12 protein-coding genes are annotated in these 15,671 nt (G+C 42.4%); all 12 read left to right on the top strand.

Annotated features, from left to right (window positions below; translation table 11 throughout):
• Positions 1-39 precede the first annotated feature (39 nt).
• The 12 genes from fucI to ISX59_RS07530 all read left to right on the top strand — a co-directional run bounded on the left by fucI (position 40) and on the right by ISX59_RS07530 (position 15,667).
• Positions 40-1,812 (top strand): L-fucose isomerase, encoded by a 1,773-nt coding sequence (gene fucI, locus ISX59_RS07585; protein ID WP_005822718.1) that lies wholly within the window; start codon positions 40-42, stop codon positions 1,810-1,812.
• Positions 1,813-1,830: 18 nt separating this feature from the next.
• Positions 1,831-2,985, top strand: coding sequence for a lactaldehyde reductase (gene fucO / locus ISX59_RS07580; RefSeq protein WP_032540414.1), 1,155 nt, complete (start codon positions 1,831-1,833; stop codon positions 2,983-2,985).
• Positions 2,982-3,620 carry a class II aldolase/adducin family protein gene (locus ISX59_RS07575; RefSeq protein ID WP_005812195.1) on the top strand — a complete coding sequence of 213 codons (639 nt, stop codon included), beginning with the start codon at positions 2,982-2,984 and terminating at the stop codon, positions 3,618-3,620. Before fucO ends, ISX59_RS07575 begins: the two co-directional genes overlap by 4 nt.
• Positions 3,621-3,639: 19 nt before the next feature.
• Positions 3,640-5,052 carry a rhamnulokinase family protein gene (locus ISX59_RS07570; protein ID WP_032540412.1) on the top strand — a complete coding sequence of 471 codons (1,413 nt, stop codon included), beginning with the start codon at positions 3,640-3,642 and terminating at the stop codon, positions 5,050-5,052.
• A gap of 11 nt (positions 5,053-5,063) precedes the next feature.
• Complete coding sequence (gene fucP, locus ISX59_RS07565; RefSeq protein ID WP_005812191.1) at positions 5,064-6,395, top strand: L-fucose:H+ symporter permease; 1,332 nt, start codon at positions 5,064-5,066, stop codon at positions 6,393-6,395.
• A gap of 1 nt (position 6,396) precedes the next feature.
• Positions 6,397-7,512, top strand: a complete 1,116-nt coding sequence (locus ISX59_RS07560; protein ID WP_229080799.1) for a hypothetical protein — start codon at positions 6,397-6,399, stop codon at positions 7,510-7,512.
• 170 nt (positions 7,513-7,682) lie between these two features.
• Complete coding sequence (locus tag ISX59_RS07555; RefSeq protein ID WP_005812186.1) at positions 7,683-8,834, top strand: 6-bladed beta-propeller; 1,152 nt, start codon at positions 7,683-7,685, stop codon at positions 8,832-8,834.
• Positions 8,834-10,048 (top strand): 6-bladed beta-propeller, encoded by a 1,215-nt coding sequence (locus tag ISX59_RS07550; RefSeq protein ID WP_032531119.1) that lies wholly within the window; start codon positions 8,834-8,836, stop codon positions 10,046-10,048. The genes ISX59_RS07555 and ISX59_RS07550 overlap by 1 nt, the downstream gene beginning before the upstream one ends.
• Before the next feature lie 137 nt (positions 10,049-10,185).
• Positions 10,186-10,653, top strand: a complete 468-nt coding sequence (gene rimP / locus ISX59_RS07545; RefSeq protein ID WP_005779347.1) for a ribosome assembly cofactor RimP — start codon at positions 10,186-10,188, stop codon at positions 10,651-10,653.
• A gap of 2 nt (positions 10,654-10,655) precedes the next feature.
• Entirely contained in the window at positions 10,656-11,918 is a 1,263-nt protein-coding gene (gene nusA, locus ISX59_RS07540) for a transcription termination factor NusA (protein ID WP_005812181.1), read from the top strand.
• A 120-nt stretch (positions 11,919-12,038) separates the two neighbouring features.
• Positions 12,039-15,089 carry a translation initiation factor IF-2 gene (gene infB / locus ISX59_RS07535; protein ID WP_005779343.1) on the top strand — a complete coding sequence of 1,017 codons (3,051 nt, stop codon included), beginning with the start codon at positions 12,039-12,041 and terminating at the stop codon, positions 15,087-15,089.
• Positions 15,090-15,163: 74 nt separating this feature from the next.
• The gene (locus tag ISX59_RS07530; RefSeq protein WP_005812179.1) at positions 15,164-15,667 is read left to right on the top strand and encodes a CvpA family protein; all 504 of its coding nucleotides are present in this window, start codon (positions 15,164-15,166) and stop codon (positions 15,665-15,667) included.
• The last annotated feature ends 4 nt before the right edge of the window (positions 15,668-15,671 follow it).

Genomic DNA, 15,671 nt, shown 5'->3' with positions numbered 1-15,671 from the left:
CAGCATGGAAGAATTGTCTAATGAATTTAATAATATAGTATGAAAAAGTATCCGAAAATCGGGATTCGTCCCACCATCGATGGACGCCAGGGTGGTGTTCGCGAAAGCCTTGAAGAAAAAACAATGAATCTGGCAAAAGCTGTTGCCGAGTTGATTACTTCTAATCTCAGAAATGGCGATGGAACTCCTGTGGAGTGTGTGATTGCAGATGGAACTATCGGACGTGTTGCCGAAAGTGCTGCTTGTGCAGAAAAGTTTGAACGTGAAGGGGTAGGAGCTACTATTACTGTCACCTCATGCTGGTGTTATGGGGCTGAGACAATGGATATGAATCCATATTATCCGAAAGCTGTTTGGGGATTCAATGGGACGGAGCGTCCGGGAGCGGTGTATCTGGCTGCTGTGCTGGCAGGGCATGCACAGAAGGGATTGCCTGCATTTGGTATTTACGGTCGCGATGTACAAGACTTGAATGATAACTCTATTCCTGCGGATGTGGCAGAAAAAATTCTGCGTTTTGCCCGTGCTGCCCAGGCTGTAGCTACGATGCGTGGGAAGTCTTACCTTTCTATGGGTAGTGTTTCTATGGGTATTGCCGGTTCTATTGTAAATCCGGACTTCTTCCAGGAATATTTGGGTATGCGTAATGAGTCGGTCGATTTGACAGAGATAATTCGCCGCATGGCCGAAGGCATTTATGATAAGGAAGAATATGCCAAAGCGATGGCTTGGACTGAGAAATATTGCAAAAAGAATGAAGGGCATGATTTCAATGTGCCTGAAAAAACAAAGACACGTGCACAGAAAGATGAAGACTGGGAGTTCATTGTCAAGATGACTATCATCATGCGCGATTTGATGCAGGGTAATCCGAAGCTAAAAGAACTTGGATTTAAGGAAGAGGCTTTAGGACACAATGCCATTGCAGCGGGTTTCCAAGGACAGCGTCAATGGACGGATTTCTATCCGAATGGTGATTTCTCGGAAGCATTGCTCAATACTTCATTCGACTGGAATGGTATTCGTGAAGCATATGTAGTGGCCACTGAGAATGATGCTTGTAATGGTGTAGCTATGCTGTTCGGTCATCTGTTGACGAATCGTGCACAGATTTTCTCGGATGTACGTACTTATTGGAGTCCGGAGGCTGTGAAACGTGTTACGGGTAAGGAACTGACAGGTATGGCTGCTAATGGTATTATTCATTTGATTAATTCGGGAGCAACAACCCTTGACGGAACAGGGCAGCAAACGGATGTCAATGGAGAACCTACCATGAAACCTTGTTGGGAGGTTACGGAAGGAGAAGTTGAGAAATGTCTGGAAGCTACTACTTGGTATCCCGCCAATCGTGATTATTTCCGTGGAGGAGGTTTCTCTTCTAATTTCCTTTCGAAAGGAGGTATGCCCGTAACTATGATGCGACTGAACCTGATTAAAGGTCTTGGACCAGTGCTGCAGATAGCCGAAGGCTGGACAGTAGAGATTGATCCGGAAATTCATAAATTACTTGATGAACGTACGGACCGTACATGGCCTACTACTTGGTTTGTTCCTCGTTTATGTGATAAACCTGCCTTTAAAGATGTATACTCCGTGATGAATAACTGGGGAGCTAACCATGGTGCAATCAGTTACGGGCATATTGGTCAGGATGTGATTACACTGGCTTCCATGCTTCGTATTCCGGTTTGCATGCACAATGTGGAGGATGATCAGATTTTCCGTCCGGCGGCCTGGAATGCCTTCGGTATGGATAAAGAGGGAGCCGACTACAGAGCTTGTACTACTTATGGTCCTATTTATAAGTAACCTTTAGAAGAACGCAATATGATCAATCGATTTATATTAAACGAAGTTTCTTACTTCGGTCCGGGAGCACGTGAAGTGCTCCCTAAGGAAATCTCACGTTTGGGACTACACAAAGCATTTGTCGCAACCGATAAAGATTTGATAAAATTCGGAGTGGCGGACAAAGTGCTTAAGGTGCTGGATGCTGCTAAGATTCCTTATGTGATATTCAGTGAAATTAAGCCGAATCCTACAGTATCGAATGTAAAAGCCGGTGTGGAAGCATTTGCGGCATCCGGTGCGGACTTTATCCTGGCGATTGGCGGTGGCTCTTCTATGGATACGGCAAAGGCAATTGGGATTATTACTAATAATCCGGAATTCAGTGATGTCGTTTCATTGGAAGGCGTGGCGGATACCAAGAAGAAATCCGTACCTATTATTGCATTGCCTACTACTGCCGGAACGGCAGCAGAAGTAACTATCAACTATGTGATTACAGACGAACAGAACCAAAAAAAGATGGTTTGTGTGGATCCGAATGATATTCCGGCTATAGCGATAGTAGATGCCGAGCTGATGTATACACTTCCTAAAAGCCTGACTGCAGCTACGGGACTTGATGCACTGACACACGCTATTGAAGGGTTGATAACCAAAGGTGCATGGGAGATGAGCGATATGTTCGAAATTAAAGCTATTGAAATGATCAACCGTTATCTGGTGACTGCCGTTGAAGAACCGTCAAATGCGGAGGCACGTAATGGTATGGCAGTAGCCCAGTATATTGCCGGTATGGCTTTTTCGAATGTCGGTTTAGGAGTCGTTCATGGTATGGCACATCCGTTGGGGGCTATTTTTGATATTCCTCATGGCGTAGCCAATGCGTTGTTATTACCTATTGTTATGGAGTTCAATGCTCCGGCTGCTCTTGACAAATATGTAGAGATAGCTAAGGCTATGAACGTGTATTCTGCAGGTATGGCTAAAGAAGAGGCAGCTAAAGCAGCCGTAGATGCTGTAAAAGCATTATCTTTGAAGGTCAATATTCCACAACACTTGTCCGATTTGGGCATTCAGGAAAAGGATCTTGATCGTCTTGCTACAGCTGCGTTTGCTGATGTCTGTACGCCGGGTAATCCACGGGAAGTAACAAAAGAAATTATTCTTGATTTATATAAGAAAGCATTATGATAACTAATGAACATATCGAGCAGTATCTTGCTCAGGCACATCGCTATGGCGATGCTAAATTAATGTTGTGCAGCAGCGGTAACCTTTCATGGAGAATCGGTGAAGAAGCACTTGTTTCCGGAACGGGTTCTTGGGTACCGAACCTGCAGAAAGAAAAAGTATCTGTTTGCAATATTTCTACGGGTATACCCCAGAATGGAGTAAAACCTTCTATGGAAAGTACTTTTCATTTGGGAATCCTTCGTGAACGTCCGGATGTAAATGTAGTTCTGCATTTTCAATCGGAATATGCTACAGCTGTTTCCTGTATGAGAAACAAACCGTCAAATTTCAATGTAACTGCTGAGGTACCTTGCCATGTCGGTAAAGAGATTCCTATCATTCCTTACTATCGTCCGGGTTCGCCTGAACTGGCTGAAGCTGTTGTGGAAGCGATGAAAGAGCATAACTCTGTATTGCTGACCAATCATGGACAGGTGGTGTGTGGTAAAGATTTTGATCAGGTGTACGAACGGGCCACTTTCTTTGAAATGGCTTGCCGGATTATCGTTCAATCCGGAGGAGATTATTCGGTCCTGACTCCGGAAGAGATTGATGATCTGGAAATATATGTGTTAGGAAAGAAAACAAAATAGAAATAATGACGACCAGCTTATGAGTACTTACTTAGCAGCTGACTTTGGTGGAGGTAGCGGCCGTATTATGGCCGGTACCCTCACTGAAGGTAAGCTAAAACTGGAAGAGGTATATCGTTTTGGTAATCGGCAAATTAGACTCGGAAACCATGTCTATTGGGATTTTCTTTCTCTCTTCGAAGAAATGAAAAACGGACTTCGTGTCGCTGCCCGAAAAGGCTATCTGGTGAAAAGTATCGCTATAGATACTTGGGGAGTCGATTTTGGGCTGATTGACAAAGATGGTAATCTGTTGGGGAATCCGGTTTGTTACCGTGATTCTCGTACTAATGGTATGCCTGAGCGGGTGTTTAAGCAGATTGATCAAGCTGCCCATTATGCAGAAACAGGTATCCAAGTGATGCCTATCAATACTCTGTTTCAACTATATAGTATGAAGCAGAACAACGATGTACAACTCCGGGTAGCTGATAAACTATTATTTATGCCTGATTTGTTCAGCTATTTCCTTACAGGAACAGCGAATAATGAATATTGTATTGCTTCTACTTCTGAGTTACTTGATGCTTGTCAGCGCAACTGGTCGGATAACTTGATTAGTGAATTAGGATTACCCCGACATCTTTTTGGTGACATTGTGCTTCCTGGGACTATTTGCGGTAAACTGAAACAAGAAATTGCGGATGAAACCGGTTTAGGCTGTATTGATGTCGTTGCTGTCGGTTCACATGACACAGCCAGTGCTGTATTTGCTGTTCCTTCCAATGAACCGGATCGGGCTTATCTTAGTTCGGGAACCTGGTCCTTGCTCGGAACAGAGATTGACCAACCGATTTTGACGGAGGAAGCACGTTTGGGAGGATTCACGAATGAGGGTGGCATACAAGGCAAGATACGCTTCTTGCAGAATATAACCGGGCTTTGGATTTTACAACGTTTGATGGCTGAGTGGAAAGAACGGGGCGAAGAAACCAGTTATGATCGTGTGATAGCCGAAGCAACGTTATCAGATATCCGTTCGGTAATCGATGTAGATGATTCCTCTTTTTGCAATCCGGACTGTATGGAAGAGTCGATTGCTGAGTATTGTCATAAGCATCATTTGAGAGTGCCGGTTTCTCAAGGAGAGTTTGTTCGTTGTGTCATTGAATCATTGGCACACCGTTATAAATTAGGAGTTGAACAGATGAATCGCTGTCTGCCGGTACCGGTTAAACAGCTCCATATTATCGGAGGAGGCTGCCAGAATCGTTTGCTAAACCAACTTACTGCAAATGCTTTAGGCATTCCGGTATATGCAGGTCCGGTGGAAGCGACTGCTATCGGCAATATCTTAGTACAAGCGAAAGCTCAAGGTGAAATAGATACTTGGGAAGAGCTAAAAGAAATTATCATAAACAGTGTAAAACCTCAGGTATATTATCCTGAATAACCCGACAACCCATGAAAAACACCAACCGTTCCATTCTTCATAAAGATGGAGTTAGTTATATCCTGCCATTTATTTTAGTGACTTCTTGTTTTGCCTTATGGGGGTTCGCTAATGATATTACCAATCCAATGGTAAAGGCCTTCTCGAAAATATTTCGTATGAGTGTCACCGACGGGGCATTGGTACAGGTCGCTTTTTACGGAGGCTATTTTGCAATGGCCTTCCCTGCTGCAATGTTTATTCGTAAATACTCTTATAAAGCCGGTATCCTGCTGGGACTGGGGCTATATGCTTTGGGTGCCTTGCTGTTTTTCCCGGCAAAGATGACAGGCGATTATTACCCTTTCCTGCTCGCTTATTTTATTTTGACGTGTGGACTCTCGTTTCTGGAAACAAGTGCTAACCCTTATATATTATCGATGGGTACAGAAGAGACAGCGACGCGACGATTGAATCTGGCGCAGTCGTTTAATCCAATGGGATCATTATTGGGTATGTATGTAGCCATGAATTTCATTCAGGCGCGTCTGAATCCCATGGATACGGTAGAACGCAGCCAATTGTCTCCGTCTGAGTTTGAGGTATTGAAAGAGTCGGATTTGTCCGTGTTGATTGCCCCTTACCTGATTATAGGATTAGTGATTCTTGCCATGCTTTTTCTGATACGTGCCGTTAAAATGCCTAAGAATGGTGATAAGAATCATAATATTGATTTTATACCAACGCTAAAGCGTATTTTTAAAGTTCATCATTATAGAGAAGGAGTCATAGCGCAATTCTTTTATGTGGGTGCACAGATTATGTGTTGGACTTTTGTTATCCAATATGGAACACGCTTGTTTATGTCGCAGGGAATGGAGGAGAAGGCTGCTGAAGTGCTTTCTCAGGAATATAATATAATTGCTATGATTATTTTTTGCATAAGCCGTTTCGTGTGTACATTTATTCTTCGCTACCTGAATCCGGGGATGCTTCTCAAGATTCTTGCGATTGCGGGTGGTGCTTTTACGTTAGGTGTGATTTTTTTGCAAAACATATGGGGATTGTATTGTTTAGTAGCTGTTTCGGCTTGTATGTCACTAATGTTTCCCACGATTTATGGTATTGCTCTTCGTGGTTTGGGTGATGATGCCAAGTTTGGGGCTGCCGGTTTGATTATGGCAATTCTGGGAGGTTCTATCTTGCCACCATTACAGGCTTGTATTATTGACCAACATACATTGTTGGGTATGCCTGCTGTAAACTTGTCTTTTATACTTCCTTTTATCTGTTTCGTAGTGATTATCATTTATGGACATCGTACTTGTGCACGTGTGAAGAAGATAAAAGCAGCACGAAAGTAATATGGAGAATCGGATGCGGCGTTTGACGATTCTTCTGAGTAACTGTTTTCTTCTGCTTGTGTCATTAGTTTCTTGCGGGAAAGTGCCATTAGCGGAAGAAGCAGTGTTTTCTATACCGGTGGATACGGCATTTATGAGGCTTCGTCAATGGGAGTGGTATTGTCAGAAACGGGCTGACAGTTGCCTGACAGAGAATAATTATCAGGGAGCTTTATCTTGGCTGGATTCCGCTCGTATCCAAGTGGAACATTACGGACGTCCTTATTATATATTGGCACGCGGGGACGTATATTATTCCACCCATCAATATGATTCTGCCCGTCGTTATTTTAGTATGGCAGCCCATTCCATTCATCCGCATATTGCTATCGAAGCTTGGAGGAAACTTGCAGAACTGGAACTTATGGAAGGAAATGAGAAGCAAGTGTTCTATTCTACGCAGAAGGCAGATGCGCTTTTCCGGGTGGAGATAGGCCATGTGCAGAGTGATAACAGTGAAGCTCTATATCAGGAAGAGAGGTTGAAAAACGAGTTAAACCAATTGAAGATTGCCAAACAGAATCGGGAAATTGCTATGTTAACTTTGAGCCTTTGTCTGATTATACTGATTGCTTTGTTTATTTTCTACCGGCAAAATAAGATAAAGCGTGAAAAAGAGCGTCTGCTTCTTGAAGAGAAAGCCAAGTTGGAGCAAGAGAACCAAATACTGAAACAAACTGAAGAGTTAAGTGCTTTGAGAGAAAAAGAGGCGGTTTTGCGAGAGTCTTTGTTCCGTAAGGTCGATGTTTTGCGTAAAATACCCTCCCTCAATGAAGAAGAGCAGGAGAGTGGTGAACATCGCATAGCTTTGTCGGAAAGAGAGTGGGAGGAAATTCGTCAGACGGTGGATAATGCTTATGATGGGTTTTCACAACGGTTGCTTGCACGCTTTCCTTTGTTGACCTTAAAAGATATTTATTTCTGTTGTCTGGTGAAGATCAATGTCAGTATAAAGGACCTTTCCGATATTTATTGTATTAGTCGTACCTCGGTTAGTAAAAAGAAATTTCGCATCAAGCGAGAGAAGCTTGGAGCAGAGGATTCGGACTCTTTAGATGACTTTTTGCGTGGTTTTTAGTTCTCGGAAACTTGTTTGTCCATGCTATTTTAAGAGGTGGTTTATGTAATATCTTGATATGTAGTATGATAGCATATCCATTTTTGAAGTGCTTTGTCTATATCCCTTTTTGTTTTTCCTGTGCCCGATGGTTAATTTTGCAATATCAAAACTTTAAAAATGTACATGATATGTTGAATCGACTGAACTATTTCATTATGTCGGCAGGGCTACTTGTTTTAGTAGCATGTTCGTCTAATTCCGGAAAACAGGTAGAGGTGGCAAATACTCCTTTTGTTTACGATGGATTAAAAGAGTATCCGGTAAAAGAGTTGAAACTGTCCGATCTGGCAGTTAGTGATTATGTGGCATTAAAAGACAATGAAAATTCATTGTTGGGTAGGTTACCGACAAATCCTTGTATACAGGTCACTGAAGACCGGATTTATATTCAGGATGAAGAGCAGCAGGCTATATTTATTTTTGACCGTCAGGGAAATCCATTATTGCAAATGCGTCATAAAGGAGGCGGCCCTCAGGAATGGGCATCTCTGAACTCTTTCTATGTGGACAGTCCTAACAAAGAAATTATAGTGTTGGACCGCGCTAAAAAGTTTATAGTTTATGATTTGAATGGGAAATTTAAACGAAGCTTCCCGACACCCGGTTGCTCTTGGAAGTTTGCTAACTTGAATGATAAGGCTGTATTGGTATATTGTCCTTTTACAAAGCGTAATAACGGAGAGGCAGTTTGCATCCTTTCTAAAAAAGATGGCAAAAAGTTGCATGTGTGTCCTATTACGATAGATAATTTTGTGTGGGATAGCGAGGGGCGTATTGGCTATGAACCATTGAAGCCTGCTTATGGTGGGATTTTATTTTCAGATTTATCATTGAAAGGCGTGTATTTTATTGATGCTGAAACATATGAAGTAAAACAGGTTATTGATGAAGTGACAGAATATAAATTTGAAAATGCAGAGTTCGTTAAGCTACATCCGGCGATCGATGCTAAAGACTATACTTTGTATACTACGCTCGGTACGAAATGGTTGACTCCGGATATGCCAATGAACTATTATTATTTCGATAAGAAGGAGCAGAAAATGTATACTTTGAAAAATGAAACCGGATGGGCTGTTTTAAAAGATGTCTGCAATGTACAGAGAACCCGTACAACAAATACTCCAGGTATCGGCATTGGTTATTATTGGCCTTCTACTATGAAAGGAGAGTCGATGCAAGCTGAAAAAGAGCAGTTTGACCCTCGTTTCCGGGCAATAATGGACTCTATACCTGAAGAAGGTAACCCTGTATTACAAATTATGAACTTCAATAAATGATGAAGCTGTTCCGCAAGATATTGATTATTTGTCTTCTTGGGAAGTTAATGGCTTGTTCGCCATTAGCTTCCGGGGAGATAAATGATGTTTGGGGGCATAAGCAAGTGGCTACGGTTGAAATGGCAGGTTCTGATAGCGTTTGGGTCTGCCACTTGTCTATGTTGAAGGATACGGTTACTGTACCTCTTAGTCATTTTGTCGAGGAACTGGAAATGGTCATACTTGATAATCGGGATGCTGCATTGGTCTCTCCTTCCAAAACAATTATTGGCAAACAGTATATTTTAGTATATAAAATGGGGCATGTCCCTTTCAAACTTTTTACTAAAAGCGGGACCTATTTGAGGGATATCGGTTCCTTTGGTCAAGGTGCGGGTGAATATGGCTTAGTTTACGATGCACAGATGGATGAGGAGAATAACCGGCTTTATGTGTTATGTTGGCAGGCCGACCATATCTTGGTATTCGATTTACAGGGAAATATACTTCAACCGATTCGATTGGCGCATTGGTCACCTAAAGGGATATTTCATGTAGAAACGGAACGAGGACGAGTGCATGTTTGTGCTCTTTCTTTTAATCGTGACTTTGTAGGTGATAGGCATTCGCCTATGATTTGGACGCAAAGTTTGGATGGCAAGATTATAAAAGAACTTCCGGCAGGGTATTTGGCCGTGAATGATTATGGAAATGAAATCAAATCTCTGAATAATGGGACGGTGATGGACATCGGTTTCTGGTTTGGAGGGCAATATCGTAACGATTCATTATATCACTATAATAACCACGAGTTTAGGCTCGTTCCACGTTTTACGCTTGATTATGGAGGACATGAGTTGACCCCACACAGCTTCGGAGAGTTGCCGAATCACTTCTGGGGAGAAATATCATATCCTGTAAGGCTAAGTCCACATTCGTCAACTACCACTCCTCCGGAATATTATATGGTTGATAAACATACTTTACGAGGCGCTTTTGTTGAAATATACAATGATTTCTTAGGTGGCATTCCTGCTGACTGGTTCTTTTCATCTCATGACGGATATTATGTTTGGAATGTTGAACCTGCACGATTGAAGCAAATGGTTGAGGAGCGTTTGTCTTCAGGTGAGATTATCTCGGATTCGGATCGAAGAAAGCTGACCGAACTGCTTGGGAGTATTAAAGAAAACGATAACAATTATATTTTCTATGGTCGATTGAAATGTAGATAGTTCCTGTTTTTTTCTTATCATTTCTTTTTTTTCTCTAATATTTTGTAGTCGAACAGATTATTTATATCTTTGCACCCGAAACGGATGAAAGGTGGAGGGGCGATTAAGCTCCTTTTTTTGTTCTTAATAGTTAATCAATGATAGAAAAAAGAACTGTTTGTCAGATTGTTGAAGAGTGGCTGGAGGGAAAAGACTATTTTCTGGTAGAAGTGACCGTCAGCCCTGATGACAAAATTGTGGTCGAAATTGACCATGCAGAAGGGGTTTGGATTGAAGACTGTGTGGAGCTGAGTCGCTTCATTGAGTCGAAACTGAACCGTGAAGAGGAAGATTATGAGCTGGAAGTAGGTTCTGCCGGAATCGGACAGCCATTTAAAGTATTGCAACAGTACTATAACCACATCGGCCTGGAGGTGGAAGTACTGACTAAAGGCGGACGCAAACTGAGCGGGGTCTTGAAAGATGCCGATGAAGAAAAGTTTGTTGTGACCGTACAAAAGAAAGTAAAACCCGAAGGAGCCAAACGTCCTCAGTTGGTAGAAGAGGATGAAACCTTCACCTATGATGATATAAAATATACTAAATACTTAATTAGTTTTAAATAATTATGGCCAAGAAAGAAGAAACAATCAGCTTGATTGATACATTTTCGGAATTTAAGGAACTGAAGAATATTGATAGAACCACGATGGTAAGCGTGCTTGAAGAGTCGTTCCGTAGTGTGATCGCGAAAATGTTTGGCACTGATGAAAATTACGACGTAATTGTGAACCCGGATAAGGGTGACTTTGAAATATGGCGTAACCGTGAGGTAGTGGCAGACGAGGATTTGACTAACCCGAATATGCAAATTTCGTTGACTGAAGCACAAAAAATCGATGCTTCTTACGAAGTGGGTGAAGAAGTAACCGATGAAGTGATTTTCGCTAAGTTCGGTCGCCGTGCTATTTTGAATCTTCGTCAGACCCTGGCTTCTAAAATTCTTGAGCTTGAAAAGGACAGTATTTATAATAAATACATTGATAAAGTAGGTACTATCATCAACGCAGAAGTATACCAGATCTGGAAAAAAGAGATGTTGCTGCTTGACGATGAAGGAAACGAGTTATTGTTGCCGAAAACAGAGCAGATACCAAGCGATTTTTATCGTAAAGGAGAAACTGCCCGTGCAGTGGTGGCACGCGTGGACAACAAAAACAACAATCCGAAGATTATCCTTTCGCGTACTTCTCCGGTTTTCCTGCAGCGCTTGTTCGAGATGGAAGTACCTGAAATAAACGATGGCTTGATTACCATCAAAAAGATTGCCCGTATTCCCGGTGAACGTGCTAAGATTGCGGTAGAATCTTATGATGACAGAATTGATCCCGTAGGAGCCTGTGTAGGTGTAAAGGGAAGTCGTATTCATGGCATCGTACGTGAACTTCGCAATGAAAACATTGATGTGATTAATTATACATCAAATATTTCATTGTTTATCCAGCGTGCTTTAAGCCCGGCCAAAATCTCTTCTATTCGGTTGAATGAAGAAGAACGTAAAGCTGAGGTATTCCTGAAACCGGAAGAGGTATCGTTGGCTATTGGTAAAGGCGGTTTGAATATCAAACTGGCCAGTATGTTGACTGAGTACACTATCGACGTGTTCCGTGAGTTGGATGAAAACGCGCAGGATGAAGACATTTATCTGGATGAATTCAGAGATGAAATCGACGGATGGGTGATTGATGCTATTAAAGCAATTGGCATTGATACGGCTAAGTCCGTATTGACTGCACCTCGCGAAATGCTGATTGAAAAAACGGATCTGGAAGAAGAGACGGTGGACGAGGTATTACGCATTTTGAAATCGGAGTTTGAAGATAATGAATAATAGATCAATGCGATGATGTGCCGATATGCCAATAAACAGAAAGGGCGTATAGGAATTGGCACATTGGCATATTGAACGATTATCAAATTATTCTTTCTCCATTATTCTTTAAATTAAAGTATGACGATAAGGTTAAACAAAGTTACAAGAGATTTAAATGTAGGAATCGCGACGGTAGTTGAGTTCTTGCAAAAGAAGGGGTATACCGTTGAGGCAAACCCGAATACGAAAATTACCGAGGAGCAGTATGCAATGCTCGTGAAAGAGTTCAGCACAGATAAGAACCTTAGACTTGAATCGGAACGTTTCATTCAGGAACGTCAAAACAAAGATCGCAACAAGGCATCTGTTTCTATCGATGGTTATGATAAAAAAGAGCCGGAGAAAACTGTTGCTGATGATGTGATTAAGACGGTCATTCCGGAGGATGTACGTCCGAAGTTTAAACCTGTCGGAAAAATAGATTTAGATAAACTGAACCGGAGAACTGAAAAAGAGCCGGTGAAAGAAGAACCGAAACCACAACCTGTAGTAGCTACTGAAGAAAAGAAGGTGGCGGAAGAGGTTAAGCCTGTTGTCAACGAAGTGAAAAAAGAAGAAGTCGCTACGGCTCCTGTTGCTTCGGAATCGAAACCGGTGAAAGAAGAACCGAAACCGGTGGTGGTTGAAAAGCCTGCAGAAACAGAGAAGAAAGTGGTTGAGGAAGTCAAGAAAGAAGAACCCAAAGTCGTGGTATCTCCAGAAAAAACAGAGAAGAAAGAAGAGAAACCGGTAGCAGAAGCACCGGCTACTCCAGTAGAGAAGGAAGAGGAGGGCGTATTTAAGATTCGTCCGACTGAGTTTGTATCTAAGATTAATGTTATCGGACAGATTGACCTGGCTGCATTGAATCAGTCGACTCGTCCGAAGAAAAAATCGAAAGAAGAAAAACGGAAAGAGCGTGAAGAAAAGGAAAAACTTCGTCAGGATCAGAAGAAACAGATGAAGGAAGCCATCATCAAGGAAATCCGTAAAGAAGATAATAAACAAGCTAAAGTAGCCGGTAAAGAAAATCTTGATCCCAACGGTAAGAAGAAACGTAACCGCATCAACAACAATAAAGAAAAAGTAGATGTGAACAACGTTGCTTCTAACTTTGCGCACCCCACTCCAAACAGTGAGCGTACCAATAATAACCGTGGAGGAAATCAGCAAGGTGGCGGCGGACAAAACAGAAACCGTAACAACAATAATAAAGATCGCTTTAAGAAGCCTGTAGTGAAGCAGGAAGTGAGCGAAGAAGATGTAGCAAAGCAGGTAAAAGAAACTTTGGCTCGTCTGACAAGTAAAGGTAAGAACAAAGGAGCCAAATATCGCAAGGAGAAACGTGATTTGGTATCGAACCGTATGCAGGAACTGGAAGATCAGGAGATGGCAGAAAGCAAGGTACTGAAATTGACAGAATTCGTGACTGCCAATGAATTGGCCAGTATGATGAATGTATCTGTTAATCAGGTTATCGGAACTTGTATGAGTATAGGTATGATGGTTTCTATCAACCAGCGTCTGGATGCGGAAACAATCAATCTTGTTGCTGAAGAATTCGGATTTAAGACCGAATATGTCAGTGCGGAGGTAGCTCAGGCCATTGTTGAAGAGGAAGATGCTCCGGAAGATCTGGAACACCGTGCTCCGATTGTTACAGTAATGGGTCACGTAGACCACGGTAAAACTTCATTGCTTGACTATATCCGTAAGGCAAATGTAATTGCGGGTGAAGCCGGAGGTATCACACAGCATATCGGTGCATATCACGTTACATTGGAGGACGGGCGTAAGATTACATTCCTTGATACTCCGGGACACGAAGCGTTTACTGCAATGCGTGCCCGTGGTGCGAAGGTAACGGATATCGCGATTATTATCGTAGCTGCCGATGATGATGTAATGCCTCAAACTAAGGAAGCTATCAATCATGCTGCGGCTGCGGGTGTTCCTATAGTATTTGCTATTAATAAGATTGATAAACCCCATGCTAATCCGGAGAAAATTAAAGAGACACTGGCTCAGATGAATTATCTCGTAGAAGAGTGGGGGGGTAAATACCAGTCGCAGGATATTTCGGCCAAGAAAGGTCTTGGAGTACCCGAACTGATGGAGAAAGTCCTTTTGGAGGCAGAAATGCTCGATTTGAAGGCAAATCCGAACCGCAATGCTACGGGTTCAATTATTGAATCAACTCTGGACAAGGGACGTGGATATGTTGCTACTGTATTGGTTTCCAATGGTACGCTGAAGGTAGGTGATATTGTGCTTGCCGGAACAAGTTATGGCCGTGTAAAGGCTATGTTCAATGAACGTAATCAACGCGTAACACAAGCTGGACCTTCGGAACCGGTATTGATTCTCGGTTTAAATGGGGCTCCTGCCGCAGGTGATACATTCCATGTGATTGAGACTGATCAAGAGGCCCGTGAAATTGCCAATAAGCGTGAACAATTGCAGCGTGAACAGGGATTGCGTACTCAGAAGCTGTTGACTCTCGATGAAGTGGGACGTCGTATTGCTTTGGGTAACTTCCAGGAACTGAACGTAATTGTGAAAGGTGATGTGGACGGCTCTATCGAAGCATTGAGTGATTCGTTGATCAAGTTGTCTACCGAACAGATTCAGGTTAATGTGATCCACAAGGCTGTAGGTCAGATTTCAGAATCGGATGTGACATTGGCAGCTGCTTCAGATGCTATTATCATTGGATTCCAGGTGCGTCCGTCAGCTTCAGCGCGCAAGTTTGCCGAGCAGGAAGGAGTAGATATACGTTTGTATTCTGTAATTTACGCTGCTATCGAAGAGGTGAAGGCTGCTATGGAAGGTATGCTTGCTCCGGAAGTGAAAGAGGTGGTGACTGCTACTATCGAAGTGCGTGAGGTATTCCACATTACTAAGGTGGGTACTGTGGCCGGTGCCGTTGTGAAAGAAGGCAAGGTGAAACGTTCGGATAAGGCTCGTCTGATCCGTGATGGTATCGTAATCTTCTCAGGTTCTATTAATGCCTTGAAGCGCTTTAAAGATGATGTGAAGGAAGTAGGTACAAACTTTGAATGTGGTATCAGCCTTGTCAACTACAACGATTTGAAGGTAGGGGATATGATTGAAACTTACGAAGAAGTAGAAGTGAAGCAAACTTTATAATTCTCACGAAACTGAAAATATACGGAGGCACAGAGTGATTACAACTCCGTGTCTCCGTTTTCGTTTTACATAGAATGACTACCATAGATATTATCATACTGATTGCCCTTGGAGCCGGTGTTATTATCGGATTTATGAAAGGCTTTATCCGGCAGCTTGCCTCCATACTTGGATTGATTGTGGGGTTGCTGGCAGCAAAAGCTTTGTATACTTCACTGGCTGTAAAGCTATGTCCTACAGTGACAGATTCCATGACTGTGGCACAGATATTAGCATTTGTCATTATTTGGATAGCTGTACCATTAATCTTTACGTTAGTGGCTTCAGTGTTGACAAAGGCGATGGAGGCAGTTTCGCTTGGCTGGCTGAATCGTTTGCTTGGAGCCGGACTTGGAGCCTTGAAATATCTTTTACTGGTGAGTCTGGTTGTCTGTGTCATTCAATTCATAGATACAGATAGCCAGTTGATTAGTCAAACAAAGAAGGAGGAATCCTTGTTATATTATCCTATGGAAAGGTTTGCGGGAATGTTCTTTCCCGCAGCAAAAGAGGTTACACAACAATATATACTCAAATAAAAAT

It is taken from the genome of Bacteroides sp. FSHCM14E1 (genome assembly GCF_019633785.1).
In the GTDB taxonomy this organism is placed as follows: domain Bacteria; phylum Bacteroidota; class Bacteroidia; order Bacteroidales; family Bacteroidaceae; genus Bacteroides; species Bacteroides hominis.
The sequence above is the reverse complement of the archived record's forward strand: the minus strand, read 5'-3'. Positions and strand labels throughout refer to the sequence as shown.